21 protein-coding genes are annotated in these 20,025 nt (G+C 71.5%); 9 read left to right on the top strand and 12 right to left on the bottom strand.

Annotated elements, in window-relative coordinates; genetic code table 11:
* Positions 1-42: 42 nt before the first annotated feature.
* Both VFZ92_RS14400 and VFZ92_RS14395 read right to left on the bottom strand, forming a co-directional pair.
* The gene (locus tag VFZ92_RS14400) at positions 43-645 is read right to left on the bottom strand and encodes an NADPH-dependent F420 reductase (RefSeq protein ID WP_330876406.1); all 603 of its coding nucleotides are present in this window, start codon (positions 643-645) and stop codon (positions 43-45) included.
* Positions 646-665: 20 nt separating this feature from the next.
* Entirely contained in the window at positions 666-1,709 is a 1,044-nt protein-coding gene (locus VFZ92_RS14395; RefSeq protein ID WP_330876405.1) for a zinc-binding dehydrogenase, read from the bottom strand.
* A gap of 71 nt (positions 1,710-1,780) precedes the next feature.
* Between VFZ92_RS14395 and VFZ92_RS14390 the strand changes: the two genes are divergently transcribed.
* The gene (locus tag VFZ92_RS14390) at positions 1,781-2,485 is read left to right on the top strand and encodes a TetR/AcrR family transcriptional regulator (protein WP_330876404.1); all 705 of its coding nucleotides are present in this window, start codon (positions 1,781-1,783) and stop codon (positions 2,483-2,485) included.
* Between the two features lie 207 nt (positions 2,486-2,692).
* On the opposite strand, the gene VFZ92_RS14385 is transcribed toward VFZ92_RS14390, so the two are convergent.
* Entirely contained in the window at positions 2,693-3,637 is a 945-nt protein-coding gene (locus tag VFZ92_RS14385; protein ID WP_330876403.1) for an NADP-dependent oxidoreductase, read from the bottom strand.
* A 496-nt stretch (positions 3,638-4,133) separates the two neighbouring features.
* On the opposite strand from VFZ92_RS14385, the gene VFZ92_RS14380 reads away from it, so the two are divergent.
* Positions 4,134-4,631: a MarR family winged helix-turn-helix transcriptional regulator gene (locus VFZ92_RS14380; RefSeq protein ID WP_330876402.1), complete on the top strand. Its 498-nt coding sequence runs from the start codon at positions 4,134-4,136 to the stop codon at positions 4,629-4,631.
* Between the two features lie 116 nt (positions 4,632-4,747).
* Here the strand turns inward: VFZ92_RS14380 and VFZ92_RS14375 are convergent, their stop codons facing one another.
* Positions 4,748-5,650: a LysR family transcriptional regulator gene (locus VFZ92_RS14375; RefSeq protein ID WP_330876401.1), complete on the bottom strand. Its 903-nt coding sequence runs from the start codon at positions 5,648-5,650 to the stop codon at positions 4,748-4,750.
* A 122-nt stretch (positions 5,651-5,772) separates the two neighbouring features.
* On the opposite strand from VFZ92_RS14375, the gene VFZ92_RS14370 reads away from it, so the two are divergent.
* The 3 genes from VFZ92_RS14370 (at position 5,773) to VFZ92_RS14360 (ending at position 7,750) form a co-directional block, all read left to right on the top strand.
* Positions 5,773-6,522, top strand: coding sequence for a glucose 1-dehydrogenase (locus tag VFZ92_RS14370; RefSeq protein WP_330876400.1), 750 nt, complete (start codon positions 5,773-5,775; stop codon positions 6,520-6,522).
* Positions 6,523-7,113: 591 nt separating this feature from the next.
* Positions 7,114-7,464, top strand: a complete 351-nt coding sequence (locus VFZ92_RS14365) for a hypothetical protein (RefSeq protein ID WP_330876399.1) — start codon at positions 7,114-7,116, stop codon at positions 7,462-7,464.
* Positions 7,465-7,480: 16 nt separating this feature from the next.
* Positions 7,481-7,750, top strand: a complete 270-nt coding sequence (locus VFZ92_RS14360) for a hypothetical protein (protein WP_330876398.1) — start codon at positions 7,481-7,483, stop codon at positions 7,748-7,750.
* Positions 7,751-7,857: 107 nt separating this feature from the next.
* Here the strand turns inward: VFZ92_RS14360 and VFZ92_RS14355 are convergent, their stop codons facing one another.
* From VFZ92_RS14355 to cysD, 6 genes are read right to left on the bottom strand one after another with little or no spacing between them, the layout of a single operon-like run.
* Positions 7,858-8,325, bottom strand: coding sequence for an SRPBCC domain-containing protein (locus VFZ92_RS14355; protein WP_330876397.1), 468 nt, complete (start codon positions 8,323-8,325; stop codon positions 7,858-7,860).
* Positions 8,322-9,101, bottom strand: coding sequence for an SDR family oxidoreductase (locus VFZ92_RS14350; protein ID WP_330876396.1), 780 nt, complete (start codon positions 9,099-9,101; stop codon positions 8,322-8,324). Before VFZ92_RS14350 ends, VFZ92_RS14355 begins: the two co-directional genes overlap by 4 nt.
* Positions 9,101-10,246, bottom strand: a complete 1,146-nt coding sequence (locus VFZ92_RS14345) for a sulfotransferase (protein WP_330876395.1) — start codon at positions 10,244-10,246, stop codon at positions 9,101-9,103. The genes VFZ92_RS14350 and VFZ92_RS14345 overlap by 1 nt, the downstream gene beginning before the upstream one ends.
* A gap of 5 nt (positions 10,247-10,251) precedes the next feature.
* Positions 10,252-11,337, bottom strand: a complete 1,086-nt coding sequence (locus VFZ92_RS14340) for a DUF1214 domain-containing protein (protein ID WP_330876394.1) — start codon at positions 11,335-11,337, stop codon at positions 10,252-10,254.
* A gap of 54 nt (positions 11,338-11,391) precedes the next feature.
* Positions 11,392-13,230 carry an adenylyl-sulfate kinase gene (gene cysC, locus VFZ92_RS14335; RefSeq protein WP_330876393.1) on the bottom strand — a complete coding sequence of 613 codons (1,839 nt, stop codon included), beginning with the start codon at positions 13,228-13,230 and terminating at the stop codon, positions 11,392-11,394.
* A complete protein-coding gene (cysD, locus tag VFZ92_RS14330; protein WP_330876392.1) occupies positions 13,230-14,129 on the bottom strand; it encodes a sulfate adenylyltransferase subunit CysD in 900 nt (299 codons plus the stop codon). The genes cysC and cysD overlap by 1 nt, the downstream gene beginning before the upstream one ends.
* 72 nt (positions 14,130-14,201) lie before the next feature.
* Here cysD and VFZ92_RS14325 point away from each other — a divergent pair, with 72 nt between their 5' ends.
* The 3 genes from VFZ92_RS14325 to VFZ92_RS14315 all read left to right on the top strand — a co-directional run bounded on the left by VFZ92_RS14325 (position 14,202) and on the right by VFZ92_RS14315 (position 16,381).
* Entirely contained in the window at positions 14,202-14,843 is a 642-nt protein-coding gene (locus tag VFZ92_RS14325) for a TetR/AcrR family transcriptional regulator (RefSeq protein ID WP_330876391.1), read from the top strand.
* Positions 14,844-15,081: 238 nt separating this feature from the next.
* Entirely contained in the window at positions 15,082-15,423 is a 342-nt protein-coding gene (locus VFZ92_RS14320) for a hypothetical protein (RefSeq protein WP_330876390.1), read from the top strand.
* 379 nt (positions 15,424-15,802) lie between these two features.
* The gene (locus tag VFZ92_RS14315; protein WP_330876389.1) at positions 15,803-16,381 is read left to right on the top strand and encodes a Uma2 family endonuclease; all 579 of its coding nucleotides are present in this window, start codon (positions 15,803-15,805) and stop codon (positions 16,379-16,381) included.
* Between the two features lie 222 nt (positions 16,382-16,603).
* On the opposite strand, the gene VFZ92_RS14310 is transcribed toward VFZ92_RS14315, so the two are convergent.
* The gene (locus VFZ92_RS14310; RefSeq protein ID WP_330876388.1) at positions 16,604-18,703 is read right to left on the bottom strand and encodes a glycine/sarcosine/betaine reductase component B subunit; all 2,100 of its coding nucleotides are present in this window, start codon (positions 18,701-18,703) and stop codon (positions 16,604-16,606) included.
* 31 nt (positions 18,704-18,734) lie between these two features.
* Here VFZ92_RS14310 and VFZ92_RS14305 point away from each other — a divergent pair, with 31 nt between their 5' ends.
* Positions 18,735-19,289, top strand: a complete 555-nt coding sequence (locus VFZ92_RS14305; protein WP_330876387.1) for a CGNR zinc finger domain-containing protein — start codon at positions 18,735-18,737, stop codon at positions 19,287-19,289.
* A 61-nt stretch (positions 19,290-19,350) separates the two neighbouring features.
* On the opposite strand, the gene VFZ92_RS14300 is transcribed toward VFZ92_RS14305, so the two are convergent.
* Complete coding sequence (locus VFZ92_RS14300) at positions 19,351-19,815, bottom strand: hypothetical protein (protein ID WP_330876386.1); 465 nt, start codon at positions 19,813-19,815, stop codon at positions 19,351-19,353.
* Between the last annotated feature and the right edge of the window lie 210 nt (positions 19,816-20,025).

Raw genomic sequence — 20,025 nt, 5'->3', positions numbered from 1 at the left:
CCTTGTGTCGAGGAGCGGATGAGGAGCGGGCGAGGGCCCGTCTCAGTCCTGTTTGAGGGCGTGGAGGGCGGAGAGCGGACCGCCGAGCTGCATGAGGCGTCCGCCCTCGCGCAAGGAGCCGACGTCGACGGGGGCGAACCCGAATGCGGCGGTGAGGTCCGCGACGGTCGCCTTGGCGTCGGCGTCGTCACCGGCGAGGAACAGCACCTGGCGTCCGGCCGGGTGGCGCGGGTCGGCGGCGATGTACTGGCCGTAGAGGGTGTTGAACGCCTTGACGACGCGGGCTCCGGGCAGCAGCGAGGCGACGTGCTCGCTGCCGGTCAGCTCGCCCAGGTCGGCGATCTCCGGGTGCGGGGGCGGGGAGGCGAACTGGTTGGTGGCGTCGATGACGATGCGTCCGTCGAAGTGCGGCAGGCCCGCTGTCGCCTCCGGGATCCGGGGCCAGCCGACCGCGAGGAGCACGAGCTCCGCCGAGGCGGCCTCCTCCGTGGTGCCTGCCCTGGCGAGCGGTCCGAGTTCGTCGGCGAGCCCCGTCAGGGAGGCGGGGCCGCGGCTGTTGCTCAGCACGACCTGGTGGCCGTGCGCCACGGCGTGACGGGCGATGGCCTTCGCGACGGTTCCGGCGCCGAGGGTTCCGATCTTCATGGCGGTGCCCTTCGTGGGGTTCAGGGTTCGGGGCTGGTGAGCAGGACGGTTCCGCTCTTGCCGGGGCGGTGGACGTGGTCGACGGCCTTCGCGAAGTCGGCGAGGTCGTAGCGGGCCGCGACCTCGAAGAGGTCCGGGGCGGTCACGGCCAGACGCGCCGCGAAGGCGACATCCTCGGCCCGTTCGTCGGGTGTGCGGGCCGTCCACCGGCCGACGGTCACGCCCCGCACGGTCAGGGCCCGCGGTGTCAGCGCGAGCGACTCCAGCGGTGTGCTGCCGGAACCGAGCTGTCCGTAGGTGATCAGGGTGCCGCCGTCGTCGAGCAGCCCGGCCAGCTCACCGGTCAGGGAGCCGCCCACCGCGTCCAGCACGACCTGGGCTCCCCGGCCGCCGGTCGCGTCCCGGACCTGGGTGCGCCAGTCCGCGTCGGCCGTCGAGATGGTCGGCAGCCCTGGGAAGCGCTGCCGCAGGGTCTGCGCCCCCTCGGCGCTGCGCACCAGGTTGACCAGCGGGATGTCGTGCTCGACCGCCGCGGCGCCGACCAGCTTTCCCACCGACGAGCCCGCGGCCGTCTGCACCACCGGACCCGCCCGGCCGTGCCGGGCGTCCTCGACCGCCCGCAGCAGGGTGAGCAGGGTGAGCGGGTTGACCAGCATCAGGGCCGCGGTCTCGTCGCTGACGCCGTCGGGTACCGGCACCACCAGATCGGTCGGTGCCGTGATGACCTCGCTCCACGCGCCCGGCACCGGGAAGAACGCGACCCGCTGACCGGGCCGCAGGTGCCGCACGCCCTCGCCGACGGTCTCGACGAGGCCCGTTCCCTCCAGGCCGGGGATCCGCGGCGCGGCGAACCGCCGCCGCGGCGCACCCGGAAAGCCCTGGACCCCCGCCAGGTCGCCGGGGTGGACGGGCCGGGACAGCACCCGGACCCGCACCTGCCCGGCCGCGGGCGCGGCGGGGGGTGGCTGCTCGCTCAGGCGCAGTACCCGCCTGGCTTCTCCGTGCCGGTCGTGGGCGATGGCCCGCATGACGCTCCCGTTCCCCGAGTTATTGATGATGGTCATCATTGGATGCCCTGTTATGATGAGATGCATCATCGAAAAGGTCAAGTCGGGAGCGACGCGGGAGGACGGCGATGCCGCGGATCACCAAGGGGGACAAGGCCCGCAACCGGCGGAACATCCTCGACGCGGCGGGCCGCCTGTTCCGCGCGCGGGGCATCGACGCGGTCGGCATCGCCGAACTGATGAAGGGGGCCGGCCTCACCCACGGCGGCTTCTACAACCACTTCGCCTCCAAGGACGACCTGGTCGTGGAGGTGTGCGGGGCCTCGTTCGCCGCCTCGCTCGCGAGCCTGGCCCGGACGGTCGAGGACGGTCCGGACCAGGACGGCCCTCCGCTGGAGCGGGTCGTGGGCGGGTACCTGTCCACCGCGCACCGCGACGCCCCGGACGGCGGCTGCCCCTCCGCCTCCCTGGTCACCGACGCCGGACGGCACGGTGAGGCCGTGCAGGGCGCGTACGCCGAAGGGGTCGAGGGCTATCTCGCGGGCTTCGCCGCCGAGTTCCTGCGCGAAGCCGAGCGGCAGGGCCGCGAACTCGACCCGGCCGAGGCCCGGCGCAAGGCCGTGCGCCTGCTCAGCGAGATGGTCGGCGCGCTGGTGCTCGCCAGGGCCGTGCGCCGCGTCGAGCCCGAACTCTCCGACGAGATCCTGCGGGCCCGCCGCGGCCACGCCGTCGACCGGGGCGACCCGGAACCCGACGACCGTGCCCGCGCGGGACGCGGTCGGGGCGGCCGTCACCCGGCACGGGTCCCGCGCGATCCGGAACACCGCTGCTGACGCGGCGTCCGCGTCGGCTCAGGTGCACGTGAGGACCCGGATCCTGTCGGCGGTCACGCGCCGGGCGACGTCGGATTCGAACGCGGTGGTGTGGTCACCTCGGCGGGGATCGGCTGGGCCGTTCCGGCGGCCATCGGGGCCATCGCGGCGGCGATCTCGGGGTTCGGTCCGGGTGGCGTGGTCCGCTGCTTCCCCCGGAGGGGTGCGTCAGGCGCCGGGGGCGAGGAGGACGACCTTGCCGTGGAGCCCGCCCGCCGCGGCTCGGGCGTGGATCTCGGGCAGGTCGGCCAGCGGCACGCGCTGGGCGACGTCGACCCGCAGGTCACCGGAGTCGACCAGGCCCACCAGCTTCGCGAGCTGGTCGGCGTCGCTGCGGACGTAGAGGTTGATGCCGCGCACGTCGCGGTCCTCGTCGGTCGGCGCGGGCATCCAGATCGTCGTGTTGACGACGACTCCGCCGGGGCGGACCAGGGTGACCAGCCGGGCCAGGACCGCGGGGTCGACCGGCGCGAGGTTCAGCACGAGGTCGACCTGCTCGGTCACGGCGGCGAGCACGCTGGTGGTGGTGTGGTCGACGATCTCGTCGGCACCGGCGCTCCGGACGGCTTCGGTGCTGCGCGGGCCTGCCGTGGCGATGACGTGGGAGCCCGCCTGCTTGGCGAGCTGGACGGCGTAGCCGCCGACTGGTCCGCCCGCGCCGTTGACCAGCACGCGCTGCCCGGACTTGAGCCTGCCGTGGTCGAAGAGCGCCTGGTAGGCGGTGAGGGCCACCGACGGCAACGCGGCGGCGTCAGCCAGCGGAATGCTCTTGGGGGCCGGGGTCAGGGCGGCCGCTGGTGCGATGACGTGCTCGGCCGCGGCACCGGCCTTGGTCATCGGCAGGAAGCCGACGACCTCGTCGCCCACGTCGACGCCCCGGACCCCCTCGCCCAGCGCGTCGACCGTGCCCGCGACGTCGTAGCCGGGGGTGTGCGGCAGGTCGACCGGGATGGCGCCCTGCATGACGCCCAGGCGGATGTTGCCCTCGACCGGGTTGAACGTCGTGGCCGCGACGCGGACCAGGACCTCGCCGGCCGCGGGGACGGGCTGCTCGACGTCCTCGTACCGCAGGACCTCGGGGCCGCCGAACTCGTGGAAACGCACTGCCTTCATGACCGCTCTCCCTCGGTTCCAGTTGCTTCGAAGTCGAAGCAACTGGAACCGACCGTAGACCTGCTTCGAATTCGAAGCAAAGTGACGTGCGGCACTCGGTGGTGGGCAGGGGTGGCGTCGGGTCGGTCGTCGGTCGCTGGTCGCCGGTCGCTGGTCGCCGGTGGCTGGTCGCCGGTGGCTGATTGCTGATTGCTGGTCGCTGGTCGCCGGTCGCTGGTCGCTGGTCGCTGGCCGCCGGTGGCTGATTGCTGGTCGCCGGTTGCCGGTTGCCGGTTGCTGGTCGCCGGTCGCCGTTGCCGGTTGCTGGTTGCCGATCGCTGGTCGCCGTTGCCGGTCGGTGGTCGCCGGTCGTCGGTCGTCGTTGCCGGTCGGTGGCCGGTGGTCGGTGGGCCGCTTGTCGACCTGGGGTCGAGCGGACGCCGAAGCCGCTCCCGTCATCCGGTCGGGCGGCTCACCTCACCTCGCTCCTTCGAATTCGAAGCAGTAGGCTGGTGTCATGGCTGACTCGCCGAAGTTGCTCGACCCCGTCCAACTCGGTGCCTACTTCTCCCTCATCGAGGTGACCAGCCTTCTGCGCCACGCCGTCGAAAAGCAGCTGAAGGAGGCGGGCGACCTCAGCTACGTGCAGTTCCAGCTGCTGGCGCGGCTCGGCGACTCGCCGACGGGCAGCCACCGCATGACCGACCTCGCCGACGGCGTCGTCTACAGCCGCAGCGGCCTGACCTACCAGGTCGGGCTGCTGGAGAGGGCGGGCCTGGTCGAGCGCTCGCCGTCCGCGGGCGACGAGCGCAGCGTCACGGTCACCATCACCGACGCCGGGCGCGCGCTGCTCGCGGCAGTGCTTCCCGGCCACGTCGAGGTCGTCAGCGGCCTGCTCTTCGAGCCGCTCTCCCGGAGCGACGTGATCGCCCTGGCCGGCCTGCTGGCGCCGGTGCGCGACCACATGCGGTCCACGCCGCCGCGCTCGGCGGCGCCTCGGCGGCGCAGGGGTTGACCTCACCGCGCCACGCGGTGACCGATCGCGACGGTGTCCTGGTGGCGAGAGGACCGCTGGGCACGTGGCTGCGCCTGCGTGCGACGTGCCGTCCCGCCGGAGTCGAGGGGCGGCGCTCAGCGCTCGGACGTGCTGACTCCCGTGCTCGACCAGTCCTGCCGGCTCAACTGGTCCAGCAAGGCGATTTCGGCCCGCCCTGGCGAGCGGCGAACGCCCGCGACCACCGGCTCCGAGAGAGCGGGGTGGAGCGGGCGGGTCAGGTGTTCGAAGCCGTCGGGGATCGCGGAGGACGGCGCGATGGTGACGCCGAGGCCTTCCGCGGCGAGCCGCACCGCGGTGGAGATCTGGGAGGCCCGGCCGACCGTCCGCGGGGCGAGGCCTCGGTCGGCGAGCAGGCGCGCCAGGTGCTCGTCGAGCTTGCTGGTGCGGCGGAAGCGCACCCACCCCTCGTGAGCGAGGTCGTCGAGGAGGAGCGGCTCGTCCCGGTGGAGGAGTGGGTGGCCCTCCGGTAGCACGGCGACGTACGACTCCCTGCCCAGCGTGTGGACGTCGAAGAAGCATCCGGGCGGGACCTCGTGCACCAGGACCATGTCGAGCGTGCCCTGGCGCGCGAGCCGTTCCATGTCCGTGGGGTCGGGCTCCTCGTGGATCGTCACCTCCAGGTGGGGATGACGGCGGCGCAGCTCTCCGAGCGCGCGCGGCAGCAGGCGGGTCCCGAGTCCCAGGTAGACGGCGATGATCAGCTCGCCCGTCAGGTCCGCGTCGGCGGAGCGGGCGGCGGTGAGCGCGCGCCGGGACGCGGTGGTGGCGACCTCCGCCTCGGCCAGGAAGGCCCGACCCGCCGCCGTCGGCAGCACTCCTTGGGGGGTCCGCGTGAACAGGCGCACCCCGACCTGCTTCTCCAAGGTGCCGATCTGCTGGGACAGCGACGGCTGCGCCATCCCCAGCCGCTCGGCCGCCGCTGTGATGCTGCCTTCCTCGGCCACGGTCAGCGCGTACTCGTACTGCCGCAAGTTCATCCGGAACCGCCTCGCCACATAGAAGCCACCTATGCAAATCATAGCGGGCGACTCTTTGCGCCTATGTCTCGCTGCTGCGTACGTTCTGGACCGCACAGCTCGTCCGAGGAAGGGGAAAGCGGATGCGTCTCGCCGACAAGGTCGCTCTGGTCACGGGTGGAGGAGCGGGCCTCGGCCTCGCGATCGCCGAGAGGTTCGCGGCCGAAGGTGCCCACGTCTACATCACGGGCCGCCGGAAGGAAGTGCTCGACGACGCGGCGGCTTCCATCGAAGGACGGGTCACGGCGGTTGTCGCGGACTCCACGTCGGCGAGCGGTCTCCACGATCTGGTCGAGACCATCAGGCGGGGGAGTGCGCGCCTCGACGTGCTCGTCGCCAATGCGGGCATGATCGAGCGGGCGGACTTCGGCGAGGTCACCGAGGATCATTTCGACCGCACGTTCGACATCAACGCGCGGGGCACGATGTTCACCGTTCAGGCCGCGCTGCCGCTCATGTCGACCGGTGGCTCGATCATCCTGGTGGGTTCGATCCAGGGGTTCAAGGGACTGCCCGGATCGACCACCTACAGCGCGGCGAAGGCGGCCGTGCGCTCCTACGCGCGGGTGTGGGCGGCCGAGTTCGGCGACCGGGGCTTGCGGGTCAACGTGTTGACCCCTGGTCCGTTCGACACGGCCATCATCGACGGGCAGGCCGAGTACTTCGGGCAGGACCCGGCAGCGCTGCGCGCACAGATGGCCACGCACGTCCCGCTGGGGCGGCTCGGGCGCCCCGAGGAACTGGCCGCCGCGGCGCTGTTCCTGGCCTCCGACGAGAGCGGTTTCATGACAGGCGCGGAACTGTGCGTCGACGGCGGGATGGCTCAGGTGTAGGTCCTCGGGGGAGTGGTCTGCGCGGCCACCCGGTGCGGTGCGCGGCGTACCGCGGCCTGCACGGCTTCGCGGGACCACGTGCTCCTCCGGGGTCGTGGCGGTGGAGGAACTTGATCACTTCGGTGCCCGCCGCCCTGGCCGGCGTGGAACCTGCCGCGCGGAGGCGGGCACGACCGGCGGGCCGACCGGTCGGTGCCGCGGGCGCACCCGGTGTCGCCCCACCCCGCCGCGGGGGCACGGTTCCGGCCAGCGCTCGTTCGGCGACCACGAGGTCGGGCTGCTGCCGCGCGGCCGATTCGGGATGCGCGGCGAGTTGTTCCGCCGGATTGCGATCACCGGTTCGGGATCGGACCTCCGGTGGAGAAGGCGCGCGGTTCGCCGATCGTGGGATGTCATCCGCTGTGGCGACCGGGCAAACATCTCAGGACTCGACCACTTCGGGGACGTCGATGACGGCTTCGGCATAACTCCACCGGGTCAGCGCCGAGCGGTGAGCGGTATGCGGGCGATCGAGTGAATTGGGCGCAGACTGGCCGAAGATCCTGGTAGTAATTCACGAGTCCTGCTCGTTCTCTGCTGAGAGGATCTCTCATGTCCTTGGTAGCACGAGGGAAACTCGCGATCGTCCTGCTCGCCGCGGCCCTGTCGACGAGCGTCGCGCCCGCGTCCGCCGCACCCGGCTCACCGGTCACCGTTCAAGCCGGCAGCGGGACGGTCAGCGACCCGTGGGTCCCGATGCGGGAAGCCCACACGACGTGCGAGTCGACCACGCTGTTCGGCAACTACTCCGGTGGCGTCCACCGCGATCCGATCGTCGTGCTGCCGCGCGGCACGTGGATCGGCGTCCGGTACATCACCGGCGACGGCCGGTCCGCGGACGTCCTGTGGCACAACCACAGCCAGTGGGGCTTCATGCTCCGGAGCTGTTTCGCCTTCGACTGAAAACAGAGGAGTCCCCGTGAAGCTGGCCGCACTGAGCACGGCCCTGATGCTGACCGCCGTGCTCGCTCCGTCCGCCTCCGCTGATCCGTCCACGCAGGCCGTGCGCCAGGTCTGCGCCCAAGACCTGTACGTCCGCGCCACGGCGGCGGGCGTCGTGATCGGCACCCTGTACTTCCACGAGAACTTCGACGTCTCCCGCTACTCACCCAGCCGCGAGTGGGTCTTCGGCCACGCGTACGGCAACGTCCACCAGGACGGTTGGGTGCAGAACGGCTGGTTCTGCTAGGTCCACGGGTGTGCGGGCGCTCCGCGGGGAGCGCCCGCACACCGACCGTCTCCGCGCCGCGCGGCGTCACCCCGGCGTCGCCTCCGAACATCGGGGACAGCGGGGGATCAGCCGTCTACCCGTCGTGAGGTGAACAGCGCGGTGGCGCGGTCGCGCAGGGCGTGGGCGACGGCGTCGAAACCGGCCTTCACCCAGGGCCCCTGGGCGGCCAGGACCGGACGGGCGAGTTCGCCGGTGAAGGTTTCGCGTGTGGTGTAGCCGCACCGGTCCGGGCCCAGCGCGGTGATCCACTGGTCGCGCACCCCGGACAGGCCAGGAAAGGTGTCGCCGGTGTCGTAGCGCAGCAGTCGGGGCGGGTCGACCACGCGGATGTACTCGCGGCTGACGAACGTTCCGCCGCCGCCGTCCGGGTTCGGCAGGGTGAGGTCGATGGGGGAGTCCACGACCAGCGTGGTGTCCACCTTGATCGTGTACGGGTTCCACAGGGGGTAGCTGGCGTAGTCGGTCAGCACCTCCCAGACGAACGCGGCCGGAGCGTCGATCTCGACCGCGACGGACTCGACGACGAAGTTCATACCGGCATGTGCTCCCCGCCGTTGACGTCCAGCGTCGCGCCGGTGATCTCCGACGCGCCGCGGGACAGCAGGAACAGCACCGCACCCGTGCACGCGTCGTCGGTCGGGATCCGGCCGAGCGGGTTGCGCGAGGCGATCTCGTCGTAGACGTCCTGCTCGGTGACGCCGCGCGAGTCGGCGGTCATCCTGAGGTAGAACCGCACGCCCGGTCCGTCCAGCCAGCCCAGGACCGCCTGGTTCGCGCGGATGCCGTGCTCGCCGAGTTCGAGCGCGAGGTACCGCGTCGCGGTGGACATGGCCGCTTTGGCCAGCGCGTAGCCCCCTTCGCCGCGCGACGGCTTGCGGGTGGCCATCGTGCCGATGGTGACGATCGAGCCGCGGCCCGCCGCCTTCATGTGCGGCACCACTTCGCGGGTGACGCCCAGCGCGCCGTGCAGGATGATGTCCATCGACCCGCGGATCGCCTTCTCCGGTGTGTCCAGGAGGTCGTGGAAGCCGGGGTGCCCGAACGCCGAGTTGACCAGGCCGGTGATGGTGCCGAACCGGTCTACGGCGGACCGCGCGAGCCGTGCGACGTCCTCGGGCCTGCGCACGTCGCACGGCACGCCGATGGCCTCGCCGCCCGCCGCCACGATGTCCTTCTCCGTGCGGGCCATCACGTCCTCCGACCGTGCGGCCATGACCACCTTCGCGCCCTCGGCGGCCGCTCGGACGGCCAGCTTCGAACCGAGGCCCGGACCCACCCCGGTGATCACCACGACCTCGCCGTCGAGCATCACAGGTACACCTCCGTGTAGAACGCGAACTCCTCGGCCAGTTCCGCCTCGGTCAAGCCGAAGTCGTGCGGGGTGTAGGAGTGCGACCCGTGCCGTTCCGCGCGGTCGCGGGCCAGGAAGGCCTCGAACGCCGCGTCGTCGGCCGCGTCCGGGGTCGCTCCGATTTCGTGGAGCACCCGGCGGGCGACCGCGGCGGGATCGCGGACCGTGTCGGTGAACCTCACGTCCACGAACCGCTCCGGCCGCGCGGCCCGTGCCGCCGCGAAGTCCCGCAGCGCCGCGGCCAACCGGTCGGACCAGTACCGCCCGACGCGGATCGGGTCGACCTCGTCGCTGTGCTGCTTGGCGATCATGCTCACCATCGAGGCGAACGAGGGAACGGCGTTCACGGGGGAGCGGTGCGTCATGACGACCTTGCAGTCGTCGAAGGTGTTCAGCACGGTGTCCACCGCGGTCAGGTGGTGCGGCGACTTGAGCACCCAGGGGCGGTTCGCGCGCGCCGGGTCCTGCCACTGCAACACCTGGAGCCACTCGCGCAGTTCGGCGTAGGCCCTGCCCTGGTCGGCCGCCCGCAGCCAGTCGCCGTAACCGGGCACCCAGTAGAAGGTGTCGAAGCTCATCGACACGAACGTCCGGTCCAGCAGGATCACCTCCTCCTCCGGGCCGTCCCACACCACCTGGTGGACGGGGGCGAAGTCGGGGGAGAACTCGGCGAACACCCGCGTCCGCTCCCGCGCACGGCGTTTGCGCTCGGGGGCGTCCGGACCTTCGCCGGGGAACGGGATCGGGTAGGCCACCTCCCAGGACCGCGCGGCGGTGAGCTTGGGCGAGGCGGCCAGCAGCCTGTGCAGCAGCGTCGAACCGGTGCGGGGGAGACCGCAGATCTCGGCCGCGACCCGCACCTCCACGTCGAGGACCTCCGGGTGCTCGCGGTGCAGTGCGCGCAGCCGCAGCCGGTCGTTCAGCAGCGCGGTCAGCCTGCGCCTGGTCAGCTCCAGGCCGAGGGGTGACAGGGCCGCCTCGGTGTTGAGGCTCGTGACGAGCACGTCCAGCGGTTCGCGGAACCAGTCGTCGCCGAAGTCGGTCAGACCGGTCTTGGCGGAGGCCTTCTCGATCAGTTCGTCGACGTTCAGGGCGGTGGTCACCGTCGTCACCCCTCCCGTGCCGTCACCGAGTCCAGCGGGACCACCCGGCACGTCGGCGTCGGGTGGTGCGCCGCGCCGAGCCAGCGCAGCAGCGCCGTGCCGGAGCCGTGCTCGCAGGTGTCGATCCAGTTGCCGACACCGGGATCCCGCTCGGCCACCACGATGGTCAGCCGACCGTTCGCGTCGAGGGTCGCGGTGTGCTTGTTCAGGGTGATCTCGCGGTGGTGGTCGAGGGATTCCATCCACCAGTTGTTCAGCTGGAAGTTCCAGTACGGGCAGTCCGGCACGTCGGTCTCGATCACCCACGCCTCGCCGGGCCTCAGCGACCAGTACCCGTGCAGGTAGAAGATCTCCGGATCGCCGCCCGCGCGCTGGAACACCTCCTGCCCGAAGTCGGCCAGCTCGTTGGGCCTGGTCGCGAACGTCTCGGTCCAGCGGGCGAAGGTGGCCGCGGTGCCGTGCACGGACAGCGCCGCCCGCCGCAGGGCCTTGGTGAGGAACTCCGGGGTGAGCGGTGCCGGTTCGGCGGGGCCGTCGACCTGCTCGACGTGCCACGTGCCGGGGGTTTCGGTGGACCGGTCCAGGTAGGTCTGGCGCACCACCAGGCCGGTCGAGTCAGGGGCGAGCGGCAGCCAGTTCCGGACCCGGTCCCCGGAGCCGGGTTTCTCCGCGCTCGCCACGATCTCGACGCGGCCGTCGGGTTCGACGACGAGGTCGGCGTCGGACAGTTCGCCGGTGGAGGCCATCGTGCCGTCCTTGGCGTAGCGGTTGGCCTTGGAGCCGATGCTGAAGTACGCGATGGTGCCGCGGGTGCCGGTGATCCGGTAGGTCCGGTCGCCGCGGACGTTGGCCGAGAGGTACACGTTGTCCGGGTTGTCCGCGCCGATCTTGACCAGGTCCAGCTCGTGGAACCGGGGGAAGTCCGGGTCGGCGTTGTCCACGCACGAGTAGAGCATCTCGCGGGTCAGCCTGGTGAGGTAGCGGAAGCCCTCGGCGCGGTCCAGCGGGGTGTCCGGGGCAGTCTCGGACAGGATCACCTGGCCCGCCCGCTCCAGCGCCCGGCAGAACTCCGACCACGTCTGATCCGGCACGCAGACCTCCAATGAGAACGTGTTCTAGTTAAGCTACCGGATCTCGGACGGCGTTCAACAGAGGCCGAGCCCGCGGAGTCCGGCCACCACCGCGTGCGCCGCGTCCTCGGGGGTCAGCGCCGTGGTGTCCACCCGGATGTCGGGGTGCTCCGGCGGCTCGTAGGGTGAATCGATACCGGTGAAGTTGGCCAGCTCACCCCGCCGCGCCTTGGCGTACAGGCCTTTCGGGTCGCGCTGCTCGGCCACCGCGAGCGGGGTGTCGACGAACACCTCGCAGAACTCGCCCTCGGCGACCAGGTCCCTCGCGAGCGCCCGTTCGCCGCGGAACGGCGAGATGAACGAGACCAGCACGATCAGCCCGGCGTCCACCATCAACGCCGCCACCTCGGCGACGCGGCGGATGTTCTCCACGCGGTCCGCGTCGGTGAACCCCAGGTCCCTGTTCAGGCCGTGGCGCACGTTGTCGCCGTCCAACAGGAACGTGTTCCTGCCTTCCGCGTGCAAGGTCTGCTCGACCAGGTCCGCGATGGTGGACTTGCCCGCACCGGACAGGCCGGTGAACCAGACGACGCAGGGCCGGTGCCCGTTGCGCTCGGCCCGCGCCCGCTTGTCCACGGTCAGGTGCTGCCTGCGCACGTTCGCCGAGCGGCGCAGCTCGAAGTCGATCATGCCCGCGCCGACGGTGGCGTTGGTCAGCCGGTCGATCACCACGAACGAGCCGAGGTCCCGGTTGACGCGGTAGCTCTCGTACGGCACGGGTGCTTCGAAGTGGACGTTCGCGACGCCGATCTCGTTGCACCGCAGCACCTTCGCCGGTGCGCGCCCGCGCGAGTCGACGTCGACGCGGTACTTCGGGAGGTCGGCGGTGAAGCCGGTGGTGCGAGCGCCGACCTTGGCCAGGTAGTGCCTGCCGGGCAGCAGGTCGGCCTCGTGGAGCCAGACCAGGTGCGCCTGGAACGCGTCGGCCACCCCCGGCGGGTCGTCGGCCGCGGCCAGGACGTCACCGCGGCTCGCGTCCACCTCGTCGGCGAGCACCGCGGTCACCGACGACCCGGTCGGCGCCTCGGCGAGGTCGCCTCCCATGGTGACGATGCGGACCACTGTGGACAGCTGGTCGCCGGGGAGCACGCGGACGCGGTCGCCCGTGCGCAGGGTGCCGCGCAGCACCCGTCCGGAGTAGCCGCGGAAGTCCGCGTCCGGCCGGTTGACCCACTGCACCAGGAACCGGACCGGGTCGTCCGCGGCGGTGCCCCCGACGTCCACCGACTCCAGCCACCGCAACAGCGTCGTCCCCGCGTACCACGGGGTCTGCTCGCCGCGGCCCACCACGTTGACCCCGTCCGCGGCCGACACCGGCACGCACGTCACCTCGTCGAGGTCCAGCTCGGTGGCGAACTCGGCGAACTCGGCGCTGATCGAGTCGAACACCTCCCGCGAGTAGCCCACCAGGTCGAGCTTGTTCACGGCGAGCGCGATGTGCCGGATCCCCAGCAGTGAAGCCAGGTGCGCGTGCCTGCGGGTCTGCCTGAGCACGCCCTTGCGCGCGTCGAGCAGGATCACCGCGGCGTCCGCGGTGGACGCCCCGGTGACCATGTTGCGCGTGTACCGCTCGTGCCCCGGCGTGTCCGCCGCGATGAACCGCCGTGCCCGCGTCGCGAAGAACCGGTAGGCGACGTCGATGGTGATGCCCTGCTCCCGTTCCGCCGCCAAGCCGTCCACGAGCAGCGCGAAGTCCAGTTCGCCACCACGGGTGCCGACGCGCTTCGAGTCGGCGGCCAAGGCGGCGAGGTGGTCCGCGTAGAGCAGCTTCGACTCGTACAGCAGCCTGCCGATCAGCGTGCTCTTGCCGTCGTCCACGCTGCCGCAGGTGATGAAGCGGAGCAGGTCGTCCATCAGAAGTACCCCTCCTGCTTCTTGCGCTCCATCGACCCGTGCTGGTCGTGGTCGATCGCCCGGCCCTGCCGTTCGGAGGTGGTGGCGGTCCTCATCTCCTCGATGATCTCCGGGACGTCGGCGGCGGTGCTCCGCACCGCGCCGGTCAGCGGGTAGCACCCCAGGGTGCGGAACCGCACCAGTTCCGGGGTCGGCTCCTCGCCGTCGCGCAGCGGCATCCGGTCGTCGTCCACCACGATCAGCATCCCGTCGCGGTCCACCACGGGGCGGCGCGCCGCGAAGTACAGCGGCACCACGGGGATCCGCTCGCGGTCGACGTAGCGCCAGACGTCCAGCTCGGTCCAGTTGGACAGCGGGAACACCCGGATGCTCTCGCCGGGCGCGACGCGGGCGTTGTAGAGCCGCCACAGCTCCGGGCGCTGGTTCTTCGGGTCCCAGCGGTGCTGCGCGGAGCGGAAGGAGAACACCCTCTCCTTGGCGCGGGACGCCTCCTCGTCGCGGCGCGCGCCGCCGAAGGCCAGGTCGAACCGGTGCTCGTCGAGCGCTTGGCGCAGGCCCCTGGTCTTCCAGAGGTCGGTGTGCCGCGCGGAGCCGTGGTCGAACGGGTTGACGCCCAGCGCCACGCACTCCGGGTTGCGGTGCACGATCAGGTCCAGTCCGAGCGTCGCGACCGTCTTGTCCCGGAACTCGATCATCTCCCGGAACTTCCACGTGGTGTCGACGTGCAGCAGCGGGAACGGCGGCCGTGACGGGTGGAAAGCCTTGCGCGCCAAGTGGAGCAGCACCGAGCTGTCCTTGCCGATCGAGTACAGCAGCACGGGTCGCGCGCTCTCCGCGACGGCCTCGCGGACGATGTCGATGCTGTCGGCCTCCAGCCGGGCGAGGTGGTCGAGCGTCATGCCAAGCACGGTCCCACGAAACTGGACAACGTTCAATATGAATCCGAACGTTGTTCAACATAGGCTGCACCGGTGAGTGCCGAGACCGAGCAGCAGGCCACCGCGTGGGGCGACGCGGCGGGCAGGCGACGCGACATCCTGTCCTCCGCCGAGGAGATCCTCGACCAGCACGGGTACGCGGGTTTGACGATGCGCGCGATCGCCGTCGGTGCAGGGGTCAGCTCCGGAACCGTCTACCAGTACTTCGACGGCAAGGAGGCCGTGTTCGCCGCGCTCATGGCCCGACGGCTGGACGACCTCCGGGCAACCCTCGCGGGGGTGGACCGCGGGCTGGGCATCGCAGGCGTGCTCCGGGAGGTCGAACCGCAGGTCACCGAGCTGTGGCGGCGTTTCGGCCGCTCCGCCGCGCAGTGGGAGGCCAAGGTGCTCGCCGGGGGCAGGCGCGGCAAGGAGGCCACCGGCTCGGTGAAGGTCTACCGCAAGACGATCGACGCCCTGGCCCGGACGCTGGCGGAGACGGCACGGGCCTCCGGTCAGACCCTGGTCGACGACCCGGCCCTGCCGCACTGGGTGTGGGACTCGCTGATCGGCCTCGCCGACGACCTGCTGCTCCAGGGTTCGCGGACCAGCCGCATCACGCCCGCCCACCTGATCGCGTTCGCCACGGGCGCGATCGAGCGCGGCATCGTGCGACCGAACGGCGCCGAGTCCTGACCCGTGGGCGGATGCCCCAGGTGATCGCGGATGAAGCCGCTGGTCGGTCGTGCGGGGAACGGTCCCGACGGCACCGGGAACACTGCGAAGCGCGAAGCGGTGTGACCCGGTCCGGTTGTTTCCGGGTGTGGACGGTCGAGATCGGCCTGCGTCCGCGGAACGACGGGGTTCTGGTTGATCACCGCTGAATCTCCGGCGACCGGTCGAACACCGGTGGATGACAACACGTGGAGGTAAAGTGCAGCGCTTCTGGAAACTCGTCAGCGTCGTTCTCGTCGGCCTCGTGGCCACGATGATCACCGCCCTCGCGGCCTCGCCCGCGCAGGCGGAGGCACGTCGGGACGTGGCCGCGGCGCACGTCCAGCAGGTCGACGCGCACGTGGAACCCCTCACCGCCAGCCAGTGCGTCGGCTACCTCACCTCCACCGGGTACTCGGTGGGCGGGGCTCGCCTGACCGCCTGCGTGCTCGGGTCCGTCCAATCGCCCACGGCGATCGTGGCGTGCACCGGGGCACTGGTCGCCACCGGTGTGTGGTTCCGCATCGCGGCCGCGGCCTGCGCCCTCGCCGCCATACCGTGAGGTCTTGACCGCCGTCCCACTCGGTGACCAGGCCCACCGCGCGATGGGGGTCCCGCGATCGCGGCGATGATCGTGCGAGGAGTGGCACGCTCTCGCAGGCGGTCTCGCGCGGTGGGCTGGTCGACCTGGGTGCGTCGGGAGTTCCGATGGCCCCTGTGAACCGGCACCCCGACGTTCCCCGGATCTCGTTCACGGGCTCGACCGAGGTCGGCAAGGTCGTCGCGGCCGTGCTGGGTGCGCTCTCCTCCGGGTTCGTCACCACCTGAACGAGAGCCGCGTCGGCAACCACTCGACAAGGGTGTTCTCTCGCGGGCGCGGATCGATCGGTGCGATACTGGTAGGGCCCATTCGCGGCACTGGTCATAGGAGTTGTGGTCCGGTGCACGCAGCCGTGCAGCACCCGATGATCGGGCCGTGCACCGTCGACGACTGGCTTGCGTTGCCTCCCCCGGTGGACGGCTCGCGTCTCGAACTCATCTTCGGACACCTCCACGTGTCCCCAGCGCCCTCGGGCGAACACCAGTACGCGGCCTACCGCCTGACCCGCCTGGTCGACGACGCGCTGCGGGCCGCAGGCCGCGCCGACCCGCACGTGGTCCCCGCGGTGAACGTGCGGATCTCCACCGCGTGGCGCACGGCCCTCATCCCGGACGTGGTCGTGCCGACCTGCGAACCGGTCGGAGTCAGCTTCGCCGCGGAGACCGTCGCACTGGCGGTGCAGATCTGGTCACCGGGCAACCCCCGTGCCGAGCGGGAAACCAAGATGGCCGGCCACGCCGCGGCGGGTGTGCCGTTCCTGTGGACGGTCGACCAGCCCGACGACCTGCCGGCCTTGACCGCTCATCGCCTGGTGGACGGCCAGTACGCGCGGGAGAACACCGCCACGGGCAAGGGACCGGTGGCCGTCACGGCCGCGCCGGTCACGATCACCATGGACGTGGCCGACCTGGATTCGTGAGCCCGGGGTGATCTCCTGGTAGTTCTTCTCGGTGATCGACCGGGCCGTGAGATGGCGTGACCTCATGACGCAAGAGTTTTCGACTCCCAGGTTTCCCACGGTGACATGAATTGTCAAAACTCAGGGGAGCGCCACGTGCTGGACGCGTCACGACCACTCCGGGCTACGGGTCAGGTGTCCTGGAGTGGTCGGGTCGAGTTCCCGGTGCGATCCCCGACGGGCTCAGCTGCGGTAGCGCTCCGGGATCCGCGCGATCGCCCCGGCTTCGTCCGCGTGCACCAGCAGGTCCAGTGCCGCTGTGAGGATTCGTCGCTGCTGTGCGGTGTCGTGGGGTGCGCCGAGCGCCGCGCCCATCGGGGTGTCGGTCGCGGCGATCCTGGGTGCGCCGAGCTGTGCGGCCACGGCGGGCAGTGACGCGATGATGACCGTCGGGATGCCCGCCTGCTCGACCAGCCGTTGCAGGACGACGGCGGAGCGGTGGCAGCTGCCGCACGCGCCGACCAGCACGACGGCGTCGGCGCCGGACTCCTTCAGCCGCCGTACGAGGTCCGGGCCCGTGCGGGTCCTCACCAGCTCGATCTCCGTGCCGCCGCCCTGCATGGCGAAGTGGGTCGGGCTCACGCCGCCCAGCACGCCGTCCTCGGCCAGTTCGCGGAGCCGGGCCAGGGGGAACAGGCAGTTGGGGTCGGTGTTGACGTCGCTGTTGTCGTAGCTGCCGGAGGCGAAGGTGAGTTCGTCGTCGGTCGCCGTCGCGGGGATCTCGCGGAGGCTGTAGTCGGCGTAGGGGCGGAACGGCGCGTCACCGGTGGTGTGCGCGCCCGCGGACGACACCAGCGCGACCACGGTCCCGGACAGCGGCTGTCCCAAGGGGACCAGTGGTGTCGGGGCGGTGGCGGAGACGGGGACCTCGCTGCGGATGCCCCCGGTCAGCGTCGGTCGACCGCCGTTGCCGGCCGCCGCGGTCTCGACGAGCTTCTGGTTGTCGCGCGGCACCTCCGGGTCCCACGAGCGGGGTGCGGGCAGGGTGTCCGCGCCGAACAGCAGCGTCTTCAGCATGGCGACCCCCCGGCCCGCGTCCAGGGCGTCGGCGGTGTTCTCGCCGAGGACGTCGGACTCCTGACCGGTGACGGCCTTGTTCACCTCGACCAGCGCGTACATGTACTCGTTGCCGGACACCAGGCCGCGGGCGGCGGACCAGCACACGCCGACGGTCGGCGTCCCGTACTTCGCGATCTCCTCGATCTCGGCGGCGAAGTCGATGTGGTTGTTGCCGAACCCCTCGGTGGCCACGACCACGCCGTCCACTCCCGCCGCGGCGACCATCGCGCCGACCCGCCGCGCGACGAAGCGCTTGTCCGCTTCCTGCGCCGGGCTGCCGACCACGATCACGCCGGTCAGCCGCAGCTCGGTGTCCTCGGCGAGAGCCGTGACGAGCGGGTCGCGGTAGTAGTGCAGCGTGGTTTCCTTGCTGGACGGTCCGACGCAGCACAGGGAGTGCAGCGCGCCGTCCCGCACCTCGTTCACCCGGAGCTGTTGCGGCAGGTTTCCGAGGTCGATCAGGGAGGTGGAGCCGCGCACACCGCCCGGCTCCGCGGGGAACACCAGGTTCTCGTGCATGGCGCCCTGCCCCATGACCAGCTTCACCAGCGCGACGCGCGGGCCCGCGCCCGAGGGCTCCTCCAGGGTGCGGCGGTCGGTGACGGCGGCGGGCGGGGCGTCGAGCAGGGCGCGTCGCAGGCGGTCCGCGACGACGTCCGCCGCCCGGTGGGCCGCCGCGGGTCCCGGCCGCTCCATCCGCCGCCCTGCCTCGATCGTGACCGCGATCCGGATGATCCAGTCGCCGGGATCGGGGGTTCCGGGGGCGGCGTCCGACATCCGCTCGGACAGCACCCCGGCGGAGTTGCCCGCCTCGCCGAGTTGCGTTCCGTCCGCGTCCACCCCGGTCACCACGAGCACCACGCCGGTGGCCAGCCGCGTCACGCCGTCGCCGATACCGCCGTCGACCTTCACCGCCAGCGGCACCGCGTCGAGGACCGTGTCCGTGCGCACGTCGCGCTCGCCCGGCGCGACGACGTCGACCGTCACCGAGGTCACCAGCGGGACGGCGATGCCGGCGGTGACGTCGTCCGCGACGGTCAGCGTGCCGCCGCGCAACCCGGTCCGCTCGCCGAGCGCCACCTCGCGGACCGCCACGAGCTCCTGGACCAGTGAAGGCGGTGGCAGGACCTCGCAGTCGCAGCGCACCGGTAGCCGGGCCGGGGGCACCGTGGCGTTGGAGTTCATCCGCGCCTCCACGTCAGTAGTAAAATGACCGATGGTCATGACGGTAGGAGTTCACGGCGTCAGGAGTCAAGTGAACATAGGTGCTTATGATGGTCGTGCCGTCCTCACGGCGGTCGACCTCGTCAACACTGGCGGGGCCGACTCCGGCCACGATGACCTGCGCGATGCCGACCGGGCGGCGGAGCTGCTCAGGCACCGGGGCTGGGTCGTGCCCACGGCACCCTCGGAGGCCGACCTCACGCGGCTGCTGGGCCACCGCGACACCCTGCGCCGAGCCTTCGGCGGCGCCACCGCGCCCGAGGTGGTCCAACTCCTCAACCGCACGCTCGCCGAACTGCGGGCACTTCCCCAGCTCACCGACCACGACGGCCACTGGCACTGGCACTACGCGCCGCCGGGGGCCGGCATCGCCGACCGGGTCGCCGCCACCACCTCCGCGGCCCTGCTGTCCCTCGTCGCCAACGGGGGACACGACCGGATGCGCGAGTGCTCCGCGGAAGGCTGCTCGTCCGTGTTCGTGGACCTCTCCCGCAACGGATCACGCCGCTACTGCAGTTCGACCGCGTGCGGCAACCGCACCCACGCGGCCGCCTACCGGGCCCGCAGGCGCGTCACCGGGTCCTGAGACCCACCACCCCGATGACGCCGAGTTCCCGAGCGCGTGAGCGCGGTCGCCGGACGACTCCTCACCTGCGGTGGCGGATCCCGGCGTAGAGGAGCGTGCCCCCGGCGAAGGCGACGGCGAGGCCCGCCCACCCGCGCTGGTTCGCGGCCATCGCGGCCTCGTACTGCTCGGCGTCGAGTTCGCGGACGACGACGCCGTCCTTCGATTCGCGGTACTTCCCGTCGCTGTGCTCGAAACTCCCCGCGGTGGTGTCGGTCAGCAGCGGGAACGCGAAGAGGAACGCCCCGCCGAAGAACGCGATCACCGCCACCACGACCGCCCACACCGGCAGCGTCGGCTTCTCGAAGTTGTACCCACCCCTGGTCAACACCACCGTTGTCGCCAGCAGGGCCAGGGAGATCACCGTCAGCACGACGTTCGCCGACCGCGGCAGCAACGGACCGCCGGTCACGAACCCGGACACGACGACGACGGCATCGATGAAGATCACCACGAGGGAGGCCCACTGCAACGGCACCAGTTTCATGCTTCAGCAAGGTAGGCCCAAACCCGTCCACCTGGCCACGGTCGTGGACAGCGATCTTCGGGTGGGTGGGCCGATCGGCTCGCCGAGCCACGAGGCCGAAGCCCTCGGCACCACCCCGGCGGGAGGCACCGTCACCAGCGCGTGCGGCGGGTGCTCCGGCGGCGGACCACCGTGAGCTGAAGCCGGGCGGCCAGGGGGACCCGTGCTCCG

Origin of the sequence: Umezawaea sp., from assembly GCF_036375055.1 — a bacterium.
In the GTDB taxonomy this organism is placed as follows: Bacteria; Actinomycetota; Actinomycetes; order Mycobacteriales; family Pseudonocardiaceae; genus Umezawaea.
Note: the sequence above shows the minus strand (reverse complement) of the source record. Positions and strands in the feature narration are given on the sequence as shown.